Below are 17,705 nucleotides of genomic sequence, written 5' to 3'. Positions count from 1 at the left end.
AGAGATATGGGTAACTTGCCTACACTCTCTACATTAGGGCTTTTTTCATTTTCCACCAGAGCAATCCTATCTTTTTTATCCATAAATAGTAAATTGTTTCAACTGAATTTTCATGTTAGCTTTTATGCATGTCTAGTGGAAAATGTCCACCTATTTCGGACTATACTTCCCCTTGGGAGCAAAATCGGTACAATTAAGTGGAGTTTTTCCCACTAGCCTCTAATTCGGGTAGGGGATGGACAAATAAATGGAGAAAATCCACTTAGATTCAACAATCAGCAATATTTTTAACCGTTCTCAAAATCCAGGGAATATCCGCAAACATTTTACGATAATCATCTTCTGTTTCATCTGAATATTCAACGCCTGTTGGAGTGGCTACAACATAAGAATATTTATCTGTAGTGAATACAAGACTTCTCATGCCACCACCCCCCAAAAGCACTTGCTCATTTGTCATTTTACCAGGGTAACGAATGATCACAAATAATTCGCCTTGTGCTTTAGTTTTTAATTTAGACTCGGTATGCAAGAACGCTACATAATTATCTATTTCTTTAATAGAATATTTATTTTCCCAACTCGTCGGTAATTCTAAAGAAAATCCTAGATCTTTATTTGAATAAGTCAAATAGGCAGCAGACGAATCAACTTGCGTTTGATCTGGTGAAGTTGTCACTGGGGTTGTGCGCTTTGTCAGAATGAACCCCTTACCTTGAGCAATCAATCCTACAGCATACCCATTATCAAAAGATGAAGAAGACTGTACTGTGAATTCAAATTTGGTAAGCATTTTTCCTTGGCGATCCATGTAACCATATTTACCTTGAACATCCGTTTTATCTTCAATCCCTACTAAAGCAATCCCTTCTTTAAAGGGAAATGCTCTAACGTATTTCCGATAACCAATAACTAACTTTCCCTTTTTGTTGATATAACCAATTTCTCCTTGATCATTATAAACAATGGCTAAGCCCTCACTAAAATTACTAACGTTATCATATTTAAAAGCAAGAATAGTCTTCCCTTTTTCATCAATGAATCCCCATTTCCCTTTGCTGTTTTGCACACCCGCCAATCCTTCGGAAAAGTCCGTCCCTGATTTGTATTTAAAGGGAATAACTGATTTACCTTTTGAATCGATGTACCCATACATCCCTTTCTTATTTTGAACTAGCGCCAGTTCTTCGGAAAAGCTTCGGGCATATGTGTATTCATAAGGGATAGCCAATTCACCTGATGTATTAATAAACCCCATTTCCCCTGTTTTTGGAGCATACGCCACTGCTAAGCCATTAATGAATGAATATTCAGATCCATACGGTGTTGTAAACCTGCTGACTATTTTCCCTGTCCTGTCAATTAGCATATGTTCCTTTAAATTAGATACATAGGCTACCCCCTCAGAAAAATATCCGCCGCCTGTATATACACAGGGGACAGCTAAAACACCCTTTGTATTAATGAAGCCAATGAGCTTCGTTTTTGTGTTGACTACCATTGCGCGTTGATCATGAAAATCGCTTACGGGTTTAATCTCAGAGGGAAGAGTAAATGCCTTCTTTCCTTGGGTGTTATAGTACGTAATCGTCCCATCCGATTTATAGGCTAATAACAAGCCATTGTGGAAGTTGCCATCACTTTGAGGAACATAAACAGCATAGTCTATAGCTGTTTCAGAAATATCGATTTGAGTTATTATTGAAGATGCAAAACTTATTCCCGAATTTGTTGCTAGAGTGCATAGAAGTAATAAAGCAAATCCTAATTTTTTCAGCATGTTCATACTCCTTTATAAAAGATAAGATTATTGCAGCATTTAATGTTAACAATACTGAATTCCAAATTTTCATCCCATCATCTTCAAATAAAATTATTTTCCACATATATAGACGAATGTGTTCCAAATTAGTTTCTAAATAATGACAAATATACTACTTACTTTAATTGGTGTGATCCTTGTATTCCTTGGCTCCTTCGCCAATACTTACATTACGGGCCAATCGCTGCTGATAGACGGAGGTACGATGAAGTCGTTGTAATGGAGCACCGGTATAGGAGCAGATTTGTTGGTAAAGAATATATGCATTCCCTGAAATCGGGCTTAGGTTGACTCCCGGGTGGAGAGCGCGTATGATGAAGAGGTGTGGAAAATCGTAAGATTTACGCATTTCCCTTCGTCTAAAGCTTAGTTATCAATAGACCTAGAGATGGCTTCATATGAATATAGACAATGTTTTCGGGAAGGAGGTTATCACTATGAAAGAAGGAATACACCCAAGAGTTAACCAGGTCATTTTCCTGGATGCCAGCGTGGGCTTCAAGTTCTTGAGCTCATCCACTAAGTCATCCGGTGAAACAATGGAATGGGAAGACGGCAACACGTATCCGGTGATCCGTGTGGACGCAAGCTCCGCATCGCACCCTTTCTATACAGGCAAACAGAGAGATGCAGAAACTGGCGGCCGTGTGGACAAGTTCAAACAACGGTTGGCCCAGAAGAAATAAGGGATCCAGTCAGCAGAAAAGGGATACTTGCGCAGTCATGTGATGACGGTGCAGTATCCTTTTTTCTGTTTAAGCGGTGAATTTTGCGGGTAATAATAAGCAGGTGGGAAGTGGAAATTATCAATTAACGGATGGAACGGCATGTAATGTGTATTCCGAAAGGTAGTTGATTCACCCATGTACTATCTGAAATGGAAAAGGAACCGAGGGTGGCGACGGTTGTTTTCAGGAAAAGCTCCCTAGCAATTGGAAACTGGCATAACTAAATAAACACTTCTCACCTTTTTGAAGACTCTACAGGCTGCCTGTAGGGTCTTCGTGTGTATCTCTGGCATATTCTAGACATTTTCTGCTTCCAAAATAAGACACATTTGTTCTGAATGGTTCAATTGTGCAAAAGAGTAGGATATAATAAGTCAGGGCTATCACAAAAATAGGAGAAATATGACATGCCGTGGATGCAGGGTTATCCCTATTATTTAATTATGGGCAGTGTTCTAAGTCTCTACATGGGCGTCAACTCTTATAAGCATCACAACACACCAGGAAGACGCTATTTATGGATCTTAATGCTGCTGGTCAGCGTAATATTTGCGGCTACGGCCGGAGAGATCCTCTCTGCTTCCTTTCAGGCCAAGCTGTGGTTTAGAAACATTCAGCAGGTCCCGCTGCTGCTCAGCACCATATTTACATATGCTGTTATCAAAGATTACATATCGCGTTCTTCGGCGGGGCTGAACAGGCGGCTTGCAGTGATTAGCATTCCGGTAGTTTTGGATATACTGCTGATCTTTACAGACTCTTACCATCATCTGATGCGTAGCAGCGTGGGCATGAATACAGTGGCGGGCGTGAGCGGAATCGTAGTGCACCCGACCGTGCTGAACATGGCCTTGATTGCCTATGACCAGCTTTTTGGTGTGTACGCTGTTTTTCTGCTTGCGGTTTCCCTGCAGAGCTCATCGAAATATTATTTCAAATGGAATGTGCTGCTGCTGGCCAGTCTCTTCATTCCAGTCGCCTCTATCTTTTTACTTCCGCTGCTCAAGATAACCGTTGTCGGATTTACCGCATTTACCTATTTGCCGCCTGTACTCATAGCCTATTTCTCTTTGTTCAGGGATCCTGAGCTCTCCTTATACCCCCGGGCGAAGAAGCAAATTGTCGAGAAAATGAAGGATGGCATCGTGCTGACAGACCGCTACAACAATATTATTGATGTGAACGAAGCGGGGGAGCTTATGCTCACGGCCTTGGCAGAGCGGCAGGTCAGCTCATGGGTGGGCAAAAATATCTTCATGCTGCTGGAGCAGTACGGGGAAATAGCGGTGTATTACTATCAGCGGATTGAGGGCCAGTTCGAAGTTGAGGTTCCCGGTACGGCAGAGGTCTGTTACGGGCTGTCTCTGATCGCCACCGAGAACAATTACGGTCAGGCTGCAGGCATGCTCATCGTGATCCGTGATCTCAGTGAGAAAAAGCGGTATGAGCGCGAGCTGCTGTACCAGGCGACTGTAGATGATCTCACCGGCCTCTACAACCGGAGGCACTTCATGCGCCTGGTGCAGAACTATGCCAAGCAGGATGGGTCAGGAAAGGCGCTGCTGCTGTTTGACATTGATGATTTCAAGTTAATAAATGATACATACGGTCATATGGCCGGAGACCAGGCACTGGTCGATTTCTCCAAAAAGGTACTTAAGCTATACGGAAATAACGGAATCGCCGGCAGGATTGGAGGCGAGGAGTTCGCTGTATGCTTCTTTGCAGACAGCGAAGAGGCCGCGCTCAGGGAAGCGGAAACCTTTCGTGCCGAGGTGCAGAAGCATATCGTCAGGCTGGAAGGCGGACTTCAGATCAGGCTTACGGTCAGCATCGGCATTGCGTTCACGGAGCGCTGTGATGCAACCTTTGAGGATTTTTACCGTGAGGCTGACGAGGCCCTGTATATATCCAAGACCGCCGGCAAAAACAGGGTTACGCTGGGACGGCGGCCGGTTCTGATGCAGGTCCGCAAATAAAAAACGAACCTGGCTGTCCACATCCCTGCGGTGTGAAAAGAGGTTCGTTTTTTTTTATTATTAGGACTGAGGGGTTACAACAACCACTTTCCAGGCTGTTCCGATTGCCGGCAGGCTCTTGGTCAGCATCGGGCCATAGAAGCCGATCACCTTCGCACCCTGCACGATAGCTGCGGCGTCCACTGCCTCTCCGGTTTCCTTAACCAGCGCAGTATCGGCGGATAAGCGGAGTACAATCTCGCTTTGTGACGCTTCGCTAAGACCGGTACCCTTAATGCGGATCATGCGGGTGCCGTCTTCAGAGGTGGTTACACTCTCAATAGTCCCTTCCGTACCGAGCAGCATGGCTGGCTTCTCTGTGTCCTGCACCGTTATCTGATAAGCTGGTGTCTGCGGCGGCAGGCTTCTAGTTGAGAACATGGCGTGTTCTGCTTCCACGGTCATGCCGATTTGCAGGTCAGCCAGTGTCAGCCTAGTACCGTCGGCCATCTGGAAGAGGGTATCTTCGCCTACATTTAGTACGATGCCGGAGGTGCCAGTACCTTTAATCTGCACGGATGGATATTTCCCGTCAGTGTTGATGGCGGTGATGACGCCGTTCTCCTTCATATGTTCTGCGGCCGGGGCAATCACGATTTGCTGTCCCTCCACGGAAATGGTCTGGCGCAGCACCTTACTTACAAAGGAAGCCGGCACATACAGCTTGTTCTCCTTCGTCAGCGGGGCTGTGCTGAGTGTAGTGTTCATTTTGTTGACGGCATAACGGTTCTCACCGCTCTTAACCGTTGTAAAGATATTCCCTTTGTTCAAATCAACCGCTTTGGTAGTTGTATTCCAGGTGACGGTGAAGCCCAGGGCCTCTGCGACGATGCGTAGCGGAATCAGAGGCTCTTTGGCACCAGAAGGCTGGAAGCCCTTCCCGGAAATGGCCGAGCCGTTCAGCTCAATAGTGAATGTCTTAGCGGCAGAACTGCTGGCTGCCTGCGGCGCTGTGTCCGCATTCAATGAAGTGACCATAGGAGCGGCGGAAACGGCTCCGGTAGAAAGGGCCAGGGATAAGGTCAGGAGGACTGCGCTTGTTTTCAGGGATGGTCTCATGTGTGTAAGCTCCTTTAGGTGAGTTAGTCAGGTGTGTGTCGTTTATTAAACGCCGGGGAGCTCAATTTTGTTGCATACTTTTTATATCAGATAAGGAGGGATTGGCAGAAATGTATGATACGTATATCTTTGATTTGTACGGCACGCTGATCGATATTGAGACGGATGAAGAGCAGGCTGAGGTCTGGGAACGTCTGTCGCTGCATTTCAGTTATCATGGCCTGAATATTACAGGGGAAGAGCTGCAGAAGCGGTTCCTCGCCGAACGGGACCGGCAGCTGGAGGCTGCTGCCCGCCACTGCCAGTTTCCTGATTTCGTAATGGAAGAGGTGTTCCGGGAAGTGGCCCGTGATCTGGGCGGTGAACCCGGACAGGCCTGGCTCCATGAAACAGTAAGGTGGCTGCGGACCTTATCCATGATTCATATTTCCCTGTATGACGGTGTGGCCGAGATTCTCGGCCGGTTAAGAAGCGGCGGCAAAAAGGTCTTCCTGCTCTCCAACGGCCAGAAAACCTTCATTGAGGCAGAGCTGACCATGCTGGGCATCCTGCATTTATTTGACGGGATCGCCATTTCCTCGGAGGCCGGTGTGAGCAAGCCCGATCCGTTATTCTACCGCTATTTGACGGAAACCTACGGCGCAAATCTGAGCTCGGCGATCATGATCGGCAATGATCCGCGCACGGACATCGCCGGTGCAAATGCAGTGGGGATTGCTTCCTGCTATATTCAGACAGCCTCGTCACCCCGGGGTGTTCCGGTTAACAGCACGGTGCAGATCTGGGATGGGGACTTGCGGCAAATCCCCGGCTGGAACCTTTAGTCGTAGGGGACAGGCAGAAAGTTTGCCCGGCCCAATGCAGCGCCTTATAATATGTCCATGATCTTAATTTGGCAGGAGAGAAGGACGACTGTATGACCTTTATTCTTATCGCAGCGGCGATCCTGGCGCTGATTGCCGCTGTTTATTTCGTAATGACCTTATACCCCGCATTTGGCGCACGGGCCTCCAAGGCAGAGCGGGCGGCGATTAGCCGCTCACCTCAATACCAGCAGGGCAAATTTGTTTATCCCTTTCCGGTGGCGGGGATAGAGAGCCCTCCGGGAGGCGGCCTTTCGATCCTGAAGGATTTCGTCAAAGGCAATCCGAACTCCAGGCCTAAGACACCGCTGCTGCCCCAGCCGCTGCTTACCAGTTCTATTCAGCAGAACAGGGAAACTAAGGCGACCTGGTTCGGACATTCGGCAGTATTGCTGGAGATCGAAGGAGTCACCCTGTTTCTGGATCCGATGCTGGGGCGCACGCCGTCCCCCTTTCCAGCCATCGGCGGCAAGCGCTACAGCAGGCAGCTGCCGATAGAGCTGGCTGATCTTCCGCCTATTGATGCTGTGCTGCTCTCTCATGATCATTATGACCATCTCGATTATGGAACGATCAGACAGCTGCAGCAAAAAGCCTCCATGTTCATCGTGCCGCTTGGTGTCGGCGCCCACCTGAAGCGGTGGGGCATCAGCGGGGAGCGTATCCGTGAGTTTGACTGGTGGGATGAAGTCACCTTTGCCGGATTGACGCTCACAAGCGCACCCGCGCGGCATTTCTCGGGACGCAGCCTGCTGGACCGTAACACCACGCTGTGGTGCTCCTGGATCATCCGGGGAGAGGATGCCAAGATCTTCTTCAGCGGGGATAGCGGCTACGGGCCGCATTTTGCAGAAATCGGGCAGAAATACGGCCCGTTTGATCTGACGCTGATGGAATGCGGGCAGTATGACCTGCGCTGGTCCGATATTCATATGATGCCGGAACAGACGGTCCAGGCCCAGATTGATCTGCAGGGCAAGCTGATGATTCCGATTCATTGGGGGGCCTTTACATTAGCCATGCATGACTGGACTGATCCTGTGGAGCGGGTGCTGCGGGCTGCGAAGGAGCATGGCTTGCGGCTGGCTACGCCAAGAATTGACGAGCCGGTTCATGTGGGGGCCGAGACGTATCCATCTTCTCCGTGGTGGAGATGATGAAGAAAGAGTGGTGCAGGCCGGACCTATGCTACAATAGTTGTGCAATAACGGGAGAGGAGTGAATAACAATTATGAGCGATAAAGTAAACGAGCAGGAGCTGCTGGCCGTATTGGCTGCAAAGACTAAGGTGGATCCCGAGCTGATTAAGCGGGTCCTCAAGCATGAGCAGACCTTCATCAACAATGCCAAAGCGGACAGCAAAGGCGACGTTGATATTGATAATGATGATCTGGTTGATTATGTAACAGGCCAGCGTGATGTGAAGCTGGACGAGCTGACAGTGGAAACCATTCTCGATGCGGAAATGGATTATCTGATGGATAAGGGCCTGGCCGGATATATTGATTAAGTCATGCTGCTAAGCGGTTTATTCTCTGTCAAGGAGCATAAACCGCTCCAGTCTATCTTAGTTCCCTGAAATTAATTTCTTAAATTCTTTGCTTTCGGTCTTTTAGTGTGCTACAATGAAATTAATCATAAATTTAACCCTTAATTCACATATTGTAAAAGGTTATCATTTGTGCGTATGAATCCTTTTCCAATGTGTGAATTTTTATTTGTTCGTACAATACGTAGGAATAAAAGGACATGTGTTAAATAATCTATTGGAGGTAATACAAATGCAAACAGGTACAGTTAAATGGTTCAATGCAGACAAAGGTTTCGGTTTTATCGAGGTTGAAGGTGGAAGCGACGTATTCGTACACTTCTCCGCAATCACTGGCGAAGGCTTCAAGTCTTTGGACGAAGGCCAACGCGTTGAGTTCAACGTAACTCAAGGCGCTCGTGGACCACAAGCCGAAAACGTTGTAAAACTGTAGTATGAAAACTAAGCTGCCCTTAACATCAGTTGAGGGCAGCTTTTTTTATGTAGAGAGAGCCGCCTGTCCTAAGTTCCTGTAGAGGTTATACCAATCGTCAGATTTGAACTAGAGGGAGGGGTACTTATGTATTTTCGTAAAAAAGCACTGGAGGATCTTCCACAGGAGGATACTGCCATTTGGTCCTGCACCAAAGAGGGCTGCACCGGATGGATGCGTGACAATTTCGCGTTTCAATATGTACCTACCTGCTGGCAGTGCAATTCGCCGATGACCCGAAGCATGAAGATCCTGCCCATGCTCGTGAACACGAATCATGAGATGAAGGAAATGAAAAAAGGGATTTCGATCCGATAAGCAGCTTGAAGCAGACCCGCCGGTTCCCTCTGAGGAACGGGCTTTTTGCTGTGTTGGCAGATGAATGTCCTTGACAATCAGGCGGACTTCTGGAAAATAGAGTTGGAAACGCTGTCAGTGAGGGGGAGGCTATGTGTTCAGCAGATTTAGAGAAATGAATACACTGCGTAATCAAATATTCCTGGGATTTCTGGGTGTCATGCTGGTTATTATCGCAGTTTCAGGTGCGTTCGTGTATGACAGGGTTTCTTCGCTCCTTAAAGATAATGCAGAACGGCACATTCAGCAGACCGCAGTTCAGGCTAACGGCAGGCTGGATGCGCTGATCGGCCAGATAGACAGCCTGATGGAGCAGGTGGCCAACCACCCGACGGTTCAGCAGCTGCTGCTGGAGGAGCTTAACGGTAAAGAGGTGTCCTTCAACCAGCGCCAATCGCTGCTGCAGATCGTATCCAGCTATCAGGCCTACATGCCGAGTGTCGGCTCACTGGAGCTGTATACTGCCGATTACCGGCTGCTGTTCCCGATTAAAGACGGCACCCTCAGCACCCGGATCGACAACCGTTATATCGCTGAAGCCAATAAGCAGAAAGGCCGGCTGGTCTGGATCGGCGTCGATCCGAATGATGACCAGAGTCTGCTGGCCATCCGTCAGGTCAGTCTGATGGACCGCTGGTTCTCGCGGGGCGGCTACCTGATGGCCAAGATCCAGCGCAGTTACTTTCAGCTGGACGATCCGCTCTCCGGCAGTGACAGCGGAGAATCGATCATGCTGGTCAGTGATGAGGGGCATCTGCTTGGCAGCAGTGAAACGCCAGAGCCCAATCTCCTGCCGCTCCTTTGGACCGACGATCAGACCGTGAGCTTCCGGGGCAAGGAATACGTGCAGGTCAAGCAGCGTTCGGACAAGGCGAACTGGACACTGCTGGTGCTTACGCCTGTCAGCTATGTGACAAAAGGCATCTCTGTCCTCCGGACAGTGCTTCTGTTCTCAGGCGGAATTGGAACACTGCTGTTTCTGTCGCTCTCGTTCCTGCTCTCCACGATGATTACCAGGCCGATAATTCATCTGATCCGGGCGATGCGCAAGACGAGGCTTGGGGTGCTGACCCCTAATCCGGAGCCGGTCTCCACGATGGAGCTCCGGGAGCTGAATAACACGTACAACGGAATGATTGCAAATATGAATGATCTGATCCGGGTAGTCTATGAAAAAGAAATGCTGCAAAGCCGTACGGAGCTGAAGGCACTGCAGGCGCAAATCAATCCCCATTTTTTGTTCAATACCCTGGAGGCGTTCAATTGGTCGCTGGAGGAGAAGGGGGAAGAAGAGCTGGCAGGGCTGGTAGTTGTCATGTCGCGGTTGTTCCGCTATATTATCGGAAGTCCGAATATGGATGAATGGGTTACCCTCGGGGAAGAGCTGGAGCAGGTGCGGCGGTATCTGCAGATCATGGAGATGCGTATGGGCGAGCGGCTGACCTGGACGATTGAACTGGAACAGCCGGAAGCTGCTGTGCCGGTACCGAAGCTGCTGATTCAGCCGATTGTCGAAAATGCCATTCTGCATGGAGTGGAGAGCCGTGTCGGCAGCGGTACTGTCAGTATCCTGATCACGCCTTCCGGGCGGTCAGGATGGACCCGGGTTACAGTGTCCGACAATGGACCCGGAATGGATGCAGAGAGGCTAAGTGCGCTTCGCAGTGCACTGGAGGGCGGCCCGTCCATTTCCTCCAAGGGGACAGGGGTAGGTCTTGTGAATGTCCAGCGGCGGCTTAAGCTTTATTATGGCGGGAAAGACGCAGAGCATGAAGGACTGGTTATCGGCAGTGAGCCGTCTGCAGGGACGGTTATTACTTTTGAAATACCGAATCATGGGGGAGATATGTATGAGCCTGGGCAGCAAAAAAATTCTGATCGTGGATGATGAGCCGCGGACGCGGCAGGGCATTAAGCAGACGCTGGAGGTATGGGCCGGTGGCAGATACGTGGTGGAAACCGCCGATAACGGGGTCGAGGCCCGCCAGCGGCTGCTGCATGAGCAGGTGCATCTGCTGATTACTGATGTGCGGATGCCGGAGGTCAGCGGAATTGATCTGATCCGCTCATTGAAGGAGCGGCCCCGCCAGCCGGTTGTTATCGTGATTTCAGGGTATGCCGAGTTTGATTATGTGCAGCAGGCCATGCGGCTTGGGGCTTTTAATTATCTGCTGAAGCCTCTGGATAAGGCGGAGCTGCTTCAGGTGGTGGAGGCTGCCCTGAAGCAGGAGGAAGAGGTGCAGCGGCGCGAGAAGCTGGAGAAGCTCGTCGACCCGAAGCTGTTCCAGATTGATCCGGACGGAAGCGGAATGGGGGAACCGGTAAGGGAGGCGATCGCTTATGTGGAGCAGCATCTGCATGAGCAGCTGACGATGGCTGAGGTTGCCGCGCGCATTCACCTGAATGCCAGCTACTTCAGTGTCCTGTTCAAGGAACAGGCCGGGGTGCCCTTCAGTGAATATCTGTCTCGCCTGAGGATTCAGCGGGCTAAAGAGATGCTGCTGCAGTCACGGCTGTCTATCGGCGAAATCGGTGAACGTGTAGGTTATAAGACAGACAAGTATTTTATCAAGGTGTTTAAGTCCCTGGAGGGCGTCAGTCCGAGCCGTTACCGGCACCAGCAGGCAGAGGACAACCAGACGGAAATCCAATAAAAGTGGAAGTTTTGCCAATATATTTGGTCTTATAAGCCTCCAAGCAGAATGCTAGAATTTAATTGATAACGGTTACAGATGGCGCAGCCAAAACAATGGAGGTTATAGCAATGCCAAGGGACAAGTTGACTATAGGCCTGATTTGGTGTCTCCTGCTTGCGCTCGTGCTTGCTGGCTGCGGCGGTAAGAGCAATAACGGAAGTAAGGATACAGTCAATGGCGCTCCTGAACCAAAAGTCACGCTCACTATGATGCACTTATGGCCGGCGGCCAGCTCGGCACAGCAGAATAAGCTGGTAGAGCAGATTATAGATGAATACGAGAACGAGCATCCGAACATTACCGTTAAACAGGAAGTGCTCGAGAATGAACAGTATAAGAATAAGCTCAAGGTGCTCTCCGCTTCCAACGAGCTTCCGGATGTAGGAATTACTTGGGCGGCAGGCTTCATGGAGCCTTATGTCAAAGGCGATTTGTTCGCCCCGCTGGATGATATTCTGAGCGGTGACCGGCTGAGGGATAAATTTGTTGCCGGTACGACGGAAGCCTACATGGTGGGCGGCAAAACCTATGCACTGCCCATCGAGCTGAACATCTCGCCGATCTACTACAACAAGGATATTTTTGCAAAATATAATTTACAGGTTCCGACCACCTATGAACAATTGAAGCAGGTTATACAAACACTGGCCGATAACGGTGTAGCCCCGATTGCGCTTGGGAACAAGGACCGCTGGACCGGATCCCTGTGGTACATGTATCTGGCTGACCGGATTGCCGGCAGCGATACACTCAAGAAGGCCACCAATGGCACAGGCTCCTTCGAAGATCCGGGCCTGATCCGGGCGGCTGCCGAAGTGCAGACTCTGGTTGATATGGACGCCTTCAACAAAGGCTTTAACGGCTTGTCCAACGATGAAGGCAAGTCCGAATTTGTAAACGAAAAGGCGGCCCTGTACCTGACGGGAACCTGGGAGCTGCCGAATTTCACGACCAACCCGGATATTCCGCAGGAGTTCAAGGACAAGGTCGGCTTCTTCAAATTCCCGACTGTCGCTGGCGGCAAAGGTAATATTAACAGCTGGGTTGGCGGTCCCGGTGTCGGGCTGTTCGTTTCCGAAGCGTCCAAGGTGAAGGAAGAAGCCAAGGCATTCGTGGAATACTTCGTATCGAAGTGGGGCGAGGATTCCGTGACTACTGCCGGTGTGATACCGGCAACTAAGGTGGATACGGCGAATAGCAATCTGCCCCAGCTCTATGTGGATCTGCTCAATGAACTGAATAATGCCAGCAGCATTACTTTGTTCGCCGATGTGCAAATGAAGCCGGGTGCCGCCCAGGTTCATTTGGACATGATCCAGGCGCTGTTCGCCAAGGCGGTAACCCCTGAAGAATTCGCTGCGAAGCATAAGGAAGCTGCAGAGAAGGGCATTTGAAGTTGGGCAGCCCTGGTGTCTATAGAAAATGTTATAGAGTAAAAAGCGGTCCGTCAGGTCTATAGACCTTGGCGGACCGCTTTTTGGTTTTGGTGTACAAATTTAATGCGCTGCGGCAGCAGAAGAATTCACCGGCTGCGCCTCGGTGTCGTGCTGGATCAGACCATGCTTCTCCCAGGCTCTGCTCTTCCAGCGGAAATACATAATAACAGCCCTCACCCATTCGTCAAAAGCGGTGGCGATCCATACACCGGCGAGGCCAAGGTGAAGCTGGAACACCAGCACATATCCGAGCGGCAGGCTCATGCACACCATTGAGATCAGGCCCATGTATACCGGGAACTTGGCATCGCCCGAGGCCCGCAGGGAGTTGATGATTACAAGATTGCAGGTGCGGCCCGTTTCCAGGAAGAAGCTGAGCAGAATCACCTGCGCACCCATCATAATAATCGACTCATTATCGGTAAACAGTCCGAACAGGGGGACGCGGAACAGAATAACAACAGCATCCATAATTATGGTGACGAGCAGTGCCCACTTCACACTCGTAAATACCCGGGAGTAGGCTTCCTGCTGCCGTTTGGCACCGACAAGATGGCCGACAATAATGGAGGTTCCCATCGACACCGCCACGCTGAACAGGAAAATATAGCTGGAGATATTCAGGGCATATTGGCGGGTAGCCATGGCTTCAGCACCAAGGTAAGTAATATATAGAGTAAATACAAGCTGGCAAGACTGATAGGTAATCGATTCAAAAGCGGACGGAATACCGATTTTGAGAATTTGCAGCACATATTTTTTGGACAGGCGGGTGTAATAAGCCCATTTGACCTTTACGTGCATAATCCGGTAGAGCAGCAGGAAGAATAGCACCAGGCAGATCAGCCGGCTTGTTACTGTAGAGATTGCAGCTCCTTGCACACCGAGTGCAGGCAGGCCGAAATGTCCGAAGATCAGGAGGTAGTTGCCGACCACATGGATCACATTCATCAGCAGGGAGACCATCATCGTCTGCTTGGTGAAGCCGTGTGTACGAATGGTGGTTGCCAGGGCATTAAGCAATGCCTGCAGGAAGATCCCGCCCCCGACGATATTCATATACACTTTGGCATGCACGAGGATATCACCGGTTACATTCAGGGCAGCCAGCAGATTGCCGCCGAACAGCAGCAGGATTGTGCTGAGGACAAGTCCTACCGCCAGATTCAGCGTGATGGCATTGCCGGTCACATTGGCCGCTTCCTGGGGCTTCCTGGAGCCGAGATACTGGGAGACGACGATAGCCGCGCCATTGCCGATTACACTGAGGACAAGTATAGCCATAGCAATAATCTGATTCGCTGCCCCGACACCGGAAACGGCATCGTCTGATACCGAGCTGATCATGAACGTATCCACGCTGCCCATCAGCATGAACAGGAATAATTCCAGGAATATCGGCCAGGTCAGCTTCATCAGATTGAACTCTTGCGCTTTCGTTTCTTTCATCTATGATTGCTGGTCATTAAGCTTTATTCGAATCCAGTGTATGTTAGCACAGCTTTTATGAAATTGCAGTATTTTTACGAAAATAGTGAAAAGTTTATACGTTTTTCTTTCAGAGCTGCCACTGTTCGGAGCCCTATAGAGTCCAATAGTATCCTCCGGGTAACTACAATACGGGAAAGTGCCTACTTCCTTTTTGGGATGTATGAACTTACACTTAGTGCAGCACTTACAAAAATATATTGAAAAGGAGCATATATATATGAAATTGCAGTTAGCGCTCGATCTTGTCGATATCGCCGGAGCCAAGGAAATTGTCTCGGAGGTGGCAGAATTTATTGATGTGGTGGAAATCGGTACGCCGATTGTCATTAATGAGGGATTGCATGCAGTTAAAGCGATTAAGGACGCTTTTCCTGCACTGACTGTGCTGGCGGATCTGAAAATCATGGATGCAGGCGGGTATGAAGTCATGAAGGCGGCTGAAGCGGGAGCAGACATCGTGACTGTACTTGGCGTTTCGGATGACTCCACTATTAAAGGCGCTGTTGAGGAAGCGAAAAAAAGCGGACGTGAAATTCTGGTCGACCTGATCAATGTGAAGGATATTGCCGGCCGGGCTGCTGAGGTAGACGCTCTTGGTGTAGATTATGTCTGTGTTCACTCCGGTTATGACCATCAGGCTGAGGGCAAAAACTCCTTTGCTGATTTGCAGGCGATCAAGGGTGTCGTCAAACAGGCGAAGACGGCAATTGCCGGCGGCATCAAGCTGAGCACACTGCCGGAAGTCATTGCAGCCGGTCCTGATCTTGTCATCGTAGGCGGGGGCATTACCGGTGAAAGCGATCAAAGGTCAGCGGCAGCCGAAATGAAGCGTCTCGTCAGCCAGGCCTAATCCTCTTATGGATACAGTGAGCTACGCGCAGGAGATCGTGAAGGAGCTGGAGCGTTCAGCTGGGCAGCTGGATGCCGAAGCGGCAGAGGCGTTTGCCGGGCTGCTTCAGCGTTCCGGTAAGATTTTTGTGGCTGGCGCAGGCCGCTCCGGGCTGATGGGCCGGGCGTTCGCCATGCGGCTGATGCATGCCGGCCGGGCGGCTTACGTGGTCGGTGAAACCGTGACCCCGGGTATTGAGGCCGGAGATGTACTGGTCCTCGGCTCCGGCTCCGGGGAAACGAAAAGCCTGATCGCCATGGCAGAGAAAGCCCGGGCGCTCGGCGCTGCGGTTGTCCTGGTAACGATAGCGCCGGAGTCTACTCTCGGCAGTCTGGCCGATTACACGGTGAAGCTGCCGGGTGTTGCCAAGGAGGCCAGCGGGGAGCGGGCCACCATCCAGCCCATGGCGTCCCTGTTCGAACAGACACTGCTGCTGTTCTATGATGCGGTCATTCTGCGGCTGATGGAATGGACCGGCCAGACAACCAGCCAGATGTTCGGCAAGCATGCTAATCTCGAATAATATCACCAAACAGCCTGTCCGGGCTTCCGGGCAGGCTGTTTTACGATGCGGGGAATGGCTCAAGTGAGGGTAATTCCACAAGTGTATGGCTCCCTGCACCAGGTACGATTAGACGTGATGGCTATCAACCGGCCTACCGCCTATCGCTTAAGCAAATCCTCACGGATGGGGGTAAAGGCATCCAGCAGTGCTGAATCAGCCTCAAGAGCCGTCACCCCATGTTTGGCATTGGGCGGAATGGCAATGCTCTCGCCAGCCGATACGGCATACTCCTTGCCGTCGATGCGGAATACGAAGCTTCCGCGCAGGCAATAGCTCATCTGTTCATGGGGATGGCTATGCTCATAACCTTCGGCGCCTTTCTCGAAATGAACCTCCATCATCATCAGGCTCGCTGCCGCATTCAGGATGCAGCGTTTGACCCCCGGCTCCGCCGGTTCCCATACTCCAAGATTACTCATATTCTATTTCCTCCTTGTGTTAACTGCATTTGTTAGCTGTTCTGCTATTCGGATGTCCCCGCATTCCAGCTTAAAAGTAACTGTTTCTGGAACGGTAGCGGGATTTTCCCCCTCTAATTTTTGCCGTGCTGGGCGGAGAGTAGTGTTAGCGGGATTTCCTCCGTCTAAATGCTCCCGATGTGCATGAAATCAGCGTTTTCCGGGAAATTAGCGGGACTTTTTCCCGCTACACCCGGGTGTCAGGCCAAACCAAATGAATTAACGGGAACTTTTCCCACTCCAATTCATCTGATGCTCCCGGGTTTTCATACCGGGAATCGAATAACCGGCGCTGCCAGCGCTTAGAGATTTGTCTCAAAAACGCTTATAACGGCACGGCAATCTGAATGGATCCAGGTTCAAGGTTCAGGATGCCGGAAGCTGCATCCCCTCGAATGACCGATCCAGACTCCACATTCCCGTAAATCTCCGATCCCGGCTCCGTAGTCCCGACTTTCTTTGCTCTGTCTTCAGTGAATTCGGCCATAGCCATCTCTGCTGTGCCCAGCAGCCGGAGCGGGGTGCCGCCGGGGATGTGGACACGGCGGGCCTGCCCGGAGCCGTTGAGGGCGGCGACACACCAGAAACCGTCCGCGCGGCAAAGCTTATACAGGCGGACGCCATCACCGGCGTCTTCGCACTCCAGCTGCTCCAGCTGGAGCGCGGGCGCCCCTGCTGCCCGCGGATGCAGCAGCACCACGTAATCTTCTCCGGCGTGGGCATGCACGCGGAAATGCTGCTGCGCAGCCAGCGGGTAAGCCCCGCCTGCCGCACCCTTTCCGGTCGTGATGACAGGAAGGGCGGGTTCGGCGATATGCACGCCCAGCCGCATGCCGCCTAAGCAGGCGGCATCAATGGTCTGCGCCGCGACTTCGGCTTCCGTACTCAGCGTATGCAGATTCCAGACGCTGTCAGCCCCGTCCCCGATCCGGTCCCAGACCAGGTAAGCGTCAAATCCTGCTTTGATATACAGGAAATGCCGCTCATATTCCCCGGCGCGGACATCCGGAATAAGGCTTCTGGCATAATCAAGCTCCTCTGAGAAGCGGACTTCCCGGCAGACGCTTTGCAGCGGTCCGTCGGCGAAGCCTCCGGCTTCATCTTTGAACTGGACGGTATTATGCGCCGCTCCGGACACATACCAGTGCCGATCCCCGTTGTAATAGCCCCCGGTTCCGGCATCCAGCGTCAGGGGAACCCCGTCCGCCCAGATGGAGAAGTGGCCTTCATCATGATGGGCGTGATAGGTCAGCGGTGAAGCCTCGTAAATGGCGTAGTTCTGCAGGTTCTCAGCCCCGCTGC

Annotated in this window: 17 protein-coding genes; 12 read left to right on the top strand and 5 right to left on the bottom strand. The window is 50.7% G+C overall.

Annotation, left to right across the window (positions count from 1 at the left end; genetic code table 11):
* Nucleotides 1-268: 268 nt before the first annotated feature.
* Nucleotides 269-1,780: a WG repeat-containing protein gene (locus tag AQR02_RS21350; protein WP_082452006.1), complete on the bottom strand. Its 1,512-nt coding sequence runs from the start codon at nucleotides 1,778-1,780 to the stop codon at nucleotides 269-271.
* Nucleotides 1,781-2,259: 479 nt separating this feature from the next.
* Between AQR02_RS21350 and AQR02_RS21345 the strand changes: the two genes are divergently transcribed.
* Together AQR02_RS21345 and AQR02_RS21340 are read left to right on the top strand one after the other, a co-directional pair.
* Entirely contained in the window at nucleotides 2,260-2,508 is a 249-nt protein-coding gene (locus AQR02_RS21345; protein ID WP_054942444.1) for a type B 50S ribosomal protein L31, read from the top strand.
* A 449-nt stretch (nucleotides 2,509-2,957) separates the two neighbouring features.
* A complete protein-coding gene (locus AQR02_RS21340; RefSeq protein WP_054942443.1) occupies nucleotides 2,958-4,529 on the top strand; it encodes a diguanylate cyclase in 1,572 nt (523 codons plus the stop codon).
* A gap of 60 nt (nucleotides 4,530-4,589) precedes the next feature.
* Here the strand turns inward: AQR02_RS21340 and AQR02_RS21335 are convergent, their stop codons facing one another.
* Entirely contained in the window at nucleotides 4,590-5,627 is a 1,038-nt protein-coding gene (locus AQR02_RS21335; RefSeq protein ID WP_054942442.1) for a copper amine oxidase N-terminal domain-containing protein, read from the bottom strand.
* Between the two features lie 110 nt (nucleotides 5,628-5,737).
* Here AQR02_RS21335 and AQR02_RS21330 point away from each other — a divergent pair, with 110 nt between their 5' ends.
* The 8 genes from AQR02_RS21330 to AQR02_RS21295 all read left to right on the top strand — a co-directional run bounded on the left by AQR02_RS21330 (nucleotide 5,738) and on the right by AQR02_RS21295 (nucleotide 12,958).
* A complete protein-coding gene (locus AQR02_RS21330; RefSeq protein WP_054942441.1) occupies nucleotides 5,738-6,451 on the top strand; it encodes an HAD family hydrolase in 714 nt (237 codons plus the stop codon).
* A 92-nt stretch (nucleotides 6,452-6,543) separates the two neighbouring features.
* Entirely contained in the window at nucleotides 6,544-7,647 is a 1,104-nt protein-coding gene (locus AQR02_RS21325; protein ID WP_054942440.1) for an MBL fold metallo-hydrolase, read from the top strand.
* A gap of 74 nt (nucleotides 7,648-7,721) precedes the next feature.
* On the top strand, nucleotides 7,722-8,000 hold the full coding sequence (locus tag AQR02_RS21320) for a hypothetical protein (RefSeq protein WP_054942439.1): 279 nt from the start codon (nucleotides 7,722-7,724) through the stop codon (nucleotides 7,998-8,000).
* A 271-nt stretch (nucleotides 8,001-8,271) separates the two neighbouring features.
* Nucleotides 8,272-8,472: a cold-shock protein gene (locus tag AQR02_RS21315; RefSeq protein ID WP_036722718.1), complete on the top strand. Its 201-nt coding sequence runs from the start codon at nucleotides 8,272-8,274 to the stop codon at nucleotides 8,470-8,472.
* A 126-nt stretch (nucleotides 8,473-8,598) separates the two neighbouring features.
* Nucleotides 8,599-8,829: a cold-shock protein gene (locus tag AQR02_RS21310; protein ID WP_054942438.1), complete on the top strand. Its 231-nt coding sequence runs from the start codon at nucleotides 8,599-8,601 to the stop codon at nucleotides 8,827-8,829.
* Between the two features lie 154 nt (nucleotides 8,830-8,983).
* The gene (locus tag AQR02_RS21305) at nucleotides 8,984-10,756 is read left to right on the top strand and encodes a sensor histidine kinase (protein ID WP_425340023.1); all 1,773 of its coding nucleotides are present in this window, start codon (nucleotides 8,984-8,986) and stop codon (nucleotides 10,754-10,756) included.
* Complete coding sequence (locus AQR02_RS21300) at nucleotides 10,719-11,522, top strand: response regulator (protein WP_054942436.1); 804 nt, start codon at nucleotides 10,719-10,721, stop codon at nucleotides 11,520-11,522. The genes AQR02_RS21305 and AQR02_RS21300 overlap by 38 nt, the downstream gene beginning before the upstream one ends.
* A 110-nt stretch (nucleotides 11,523-11,632) precedes the next feature.
* Nucleotides 11,633-12,958 carry an extracellular solute-binding protein gene (locus AQR02_RS21295; RefSeq protein ID WP_054942435.1) on the top strand — a complete coding sequence of 442 codons (1,326 nt, stop codon included), beginning with the start codon at nucleotides 11,633-11,635 and terminating at the stop codon, nucleotides 12,956-12,958.
* Nucleotides 12,959-13,060: 102 nt separating this feature from the next.
* Here the strand turns inward: AQR02_RS21295 and AQR02_RS21290 are convergent, their stop codons facing one another.
* Nucleotides 13,061-14,449 carry an MATE family efflux transporter gene (locus AQR02_RS21290; protein ID WP_054942434.1) on the bottom strand — a complete coding sequence of 463 codons (1,389 nt, stop codon included), beginning with the start codon at nucleotides 14,447-14,449 and terminating at the stop codon, nucleotides 13,061-13,063.
* Between the two features lie 259 nt (nucleotides 14,450-14,708).
* On the opposite strand from AQR02_RS21290, the gene hxlA reads away from it, so the two are divergent.
* On the top strand, nucleotides 14,709-15,341 hold the full coding sequence (gene hxlA, locus AQR02_RS21285; protein WP_054942433.1) for a 3-hexulose-6-phosphate synthase: 633 nt from the start codon (nucleotides 14,709-14,711) through the stop codon (nucleotides 15,339-15,341).
* 7 nt (nucleotides 15,342-15,348) lie between these two features.
* Nucleotides 15,349-15,903 (top strand): 6-phospho-3-hexuloisomerase, encoded by a 555-nt coding sequence (gene hxlB / locus AQR02_RS21280; RefSeq protein ID WP_054942432.1) that lies wholly within the window; start codon nucleotides 15,349-15,351, stop codon nucleotides 15,901-15,903.
* Between the two features lie 140 nt (nucleotides 15,904-16,043).
* Here the strand turns inward: hxlB and AQR02_RS21275 are convergent, their stop codons facing one another.
* Entirely contained in the window at nucleotides 16,044-16,364 is a 321-nt protein-coding gene (locus AQR02_RS21275; protein WP_054942431.1) for a cupin domain-containing protein, read from the bottom strand.
* Nucleotides 16,365-16,728: 364 nt separating this feature from the next.
* On the bottom strand, nucleotides 16,729-17,705 hold a 977-nt coding region (locus AQR02_RS21270), incomplete at its 5' end, for a heparinase II/III domain-containing protein (RefSeq protein ID WP_187388819.1).

The sequence above is a fragment of the Paenibacillus ihuae genome (assembly GCF_001368795.1).
Lineage (GTDB): Bacteria > Bacillota > Bacilli > Paenibacillales > Paenibacillaceae > Paenibacillus_AQ > Paenibacillus_AQ ihuae.
Note: the sequence above shows the minus strand (reverse complement) of the source record. Positions and strands in the feature narration are given on the sequence as shown.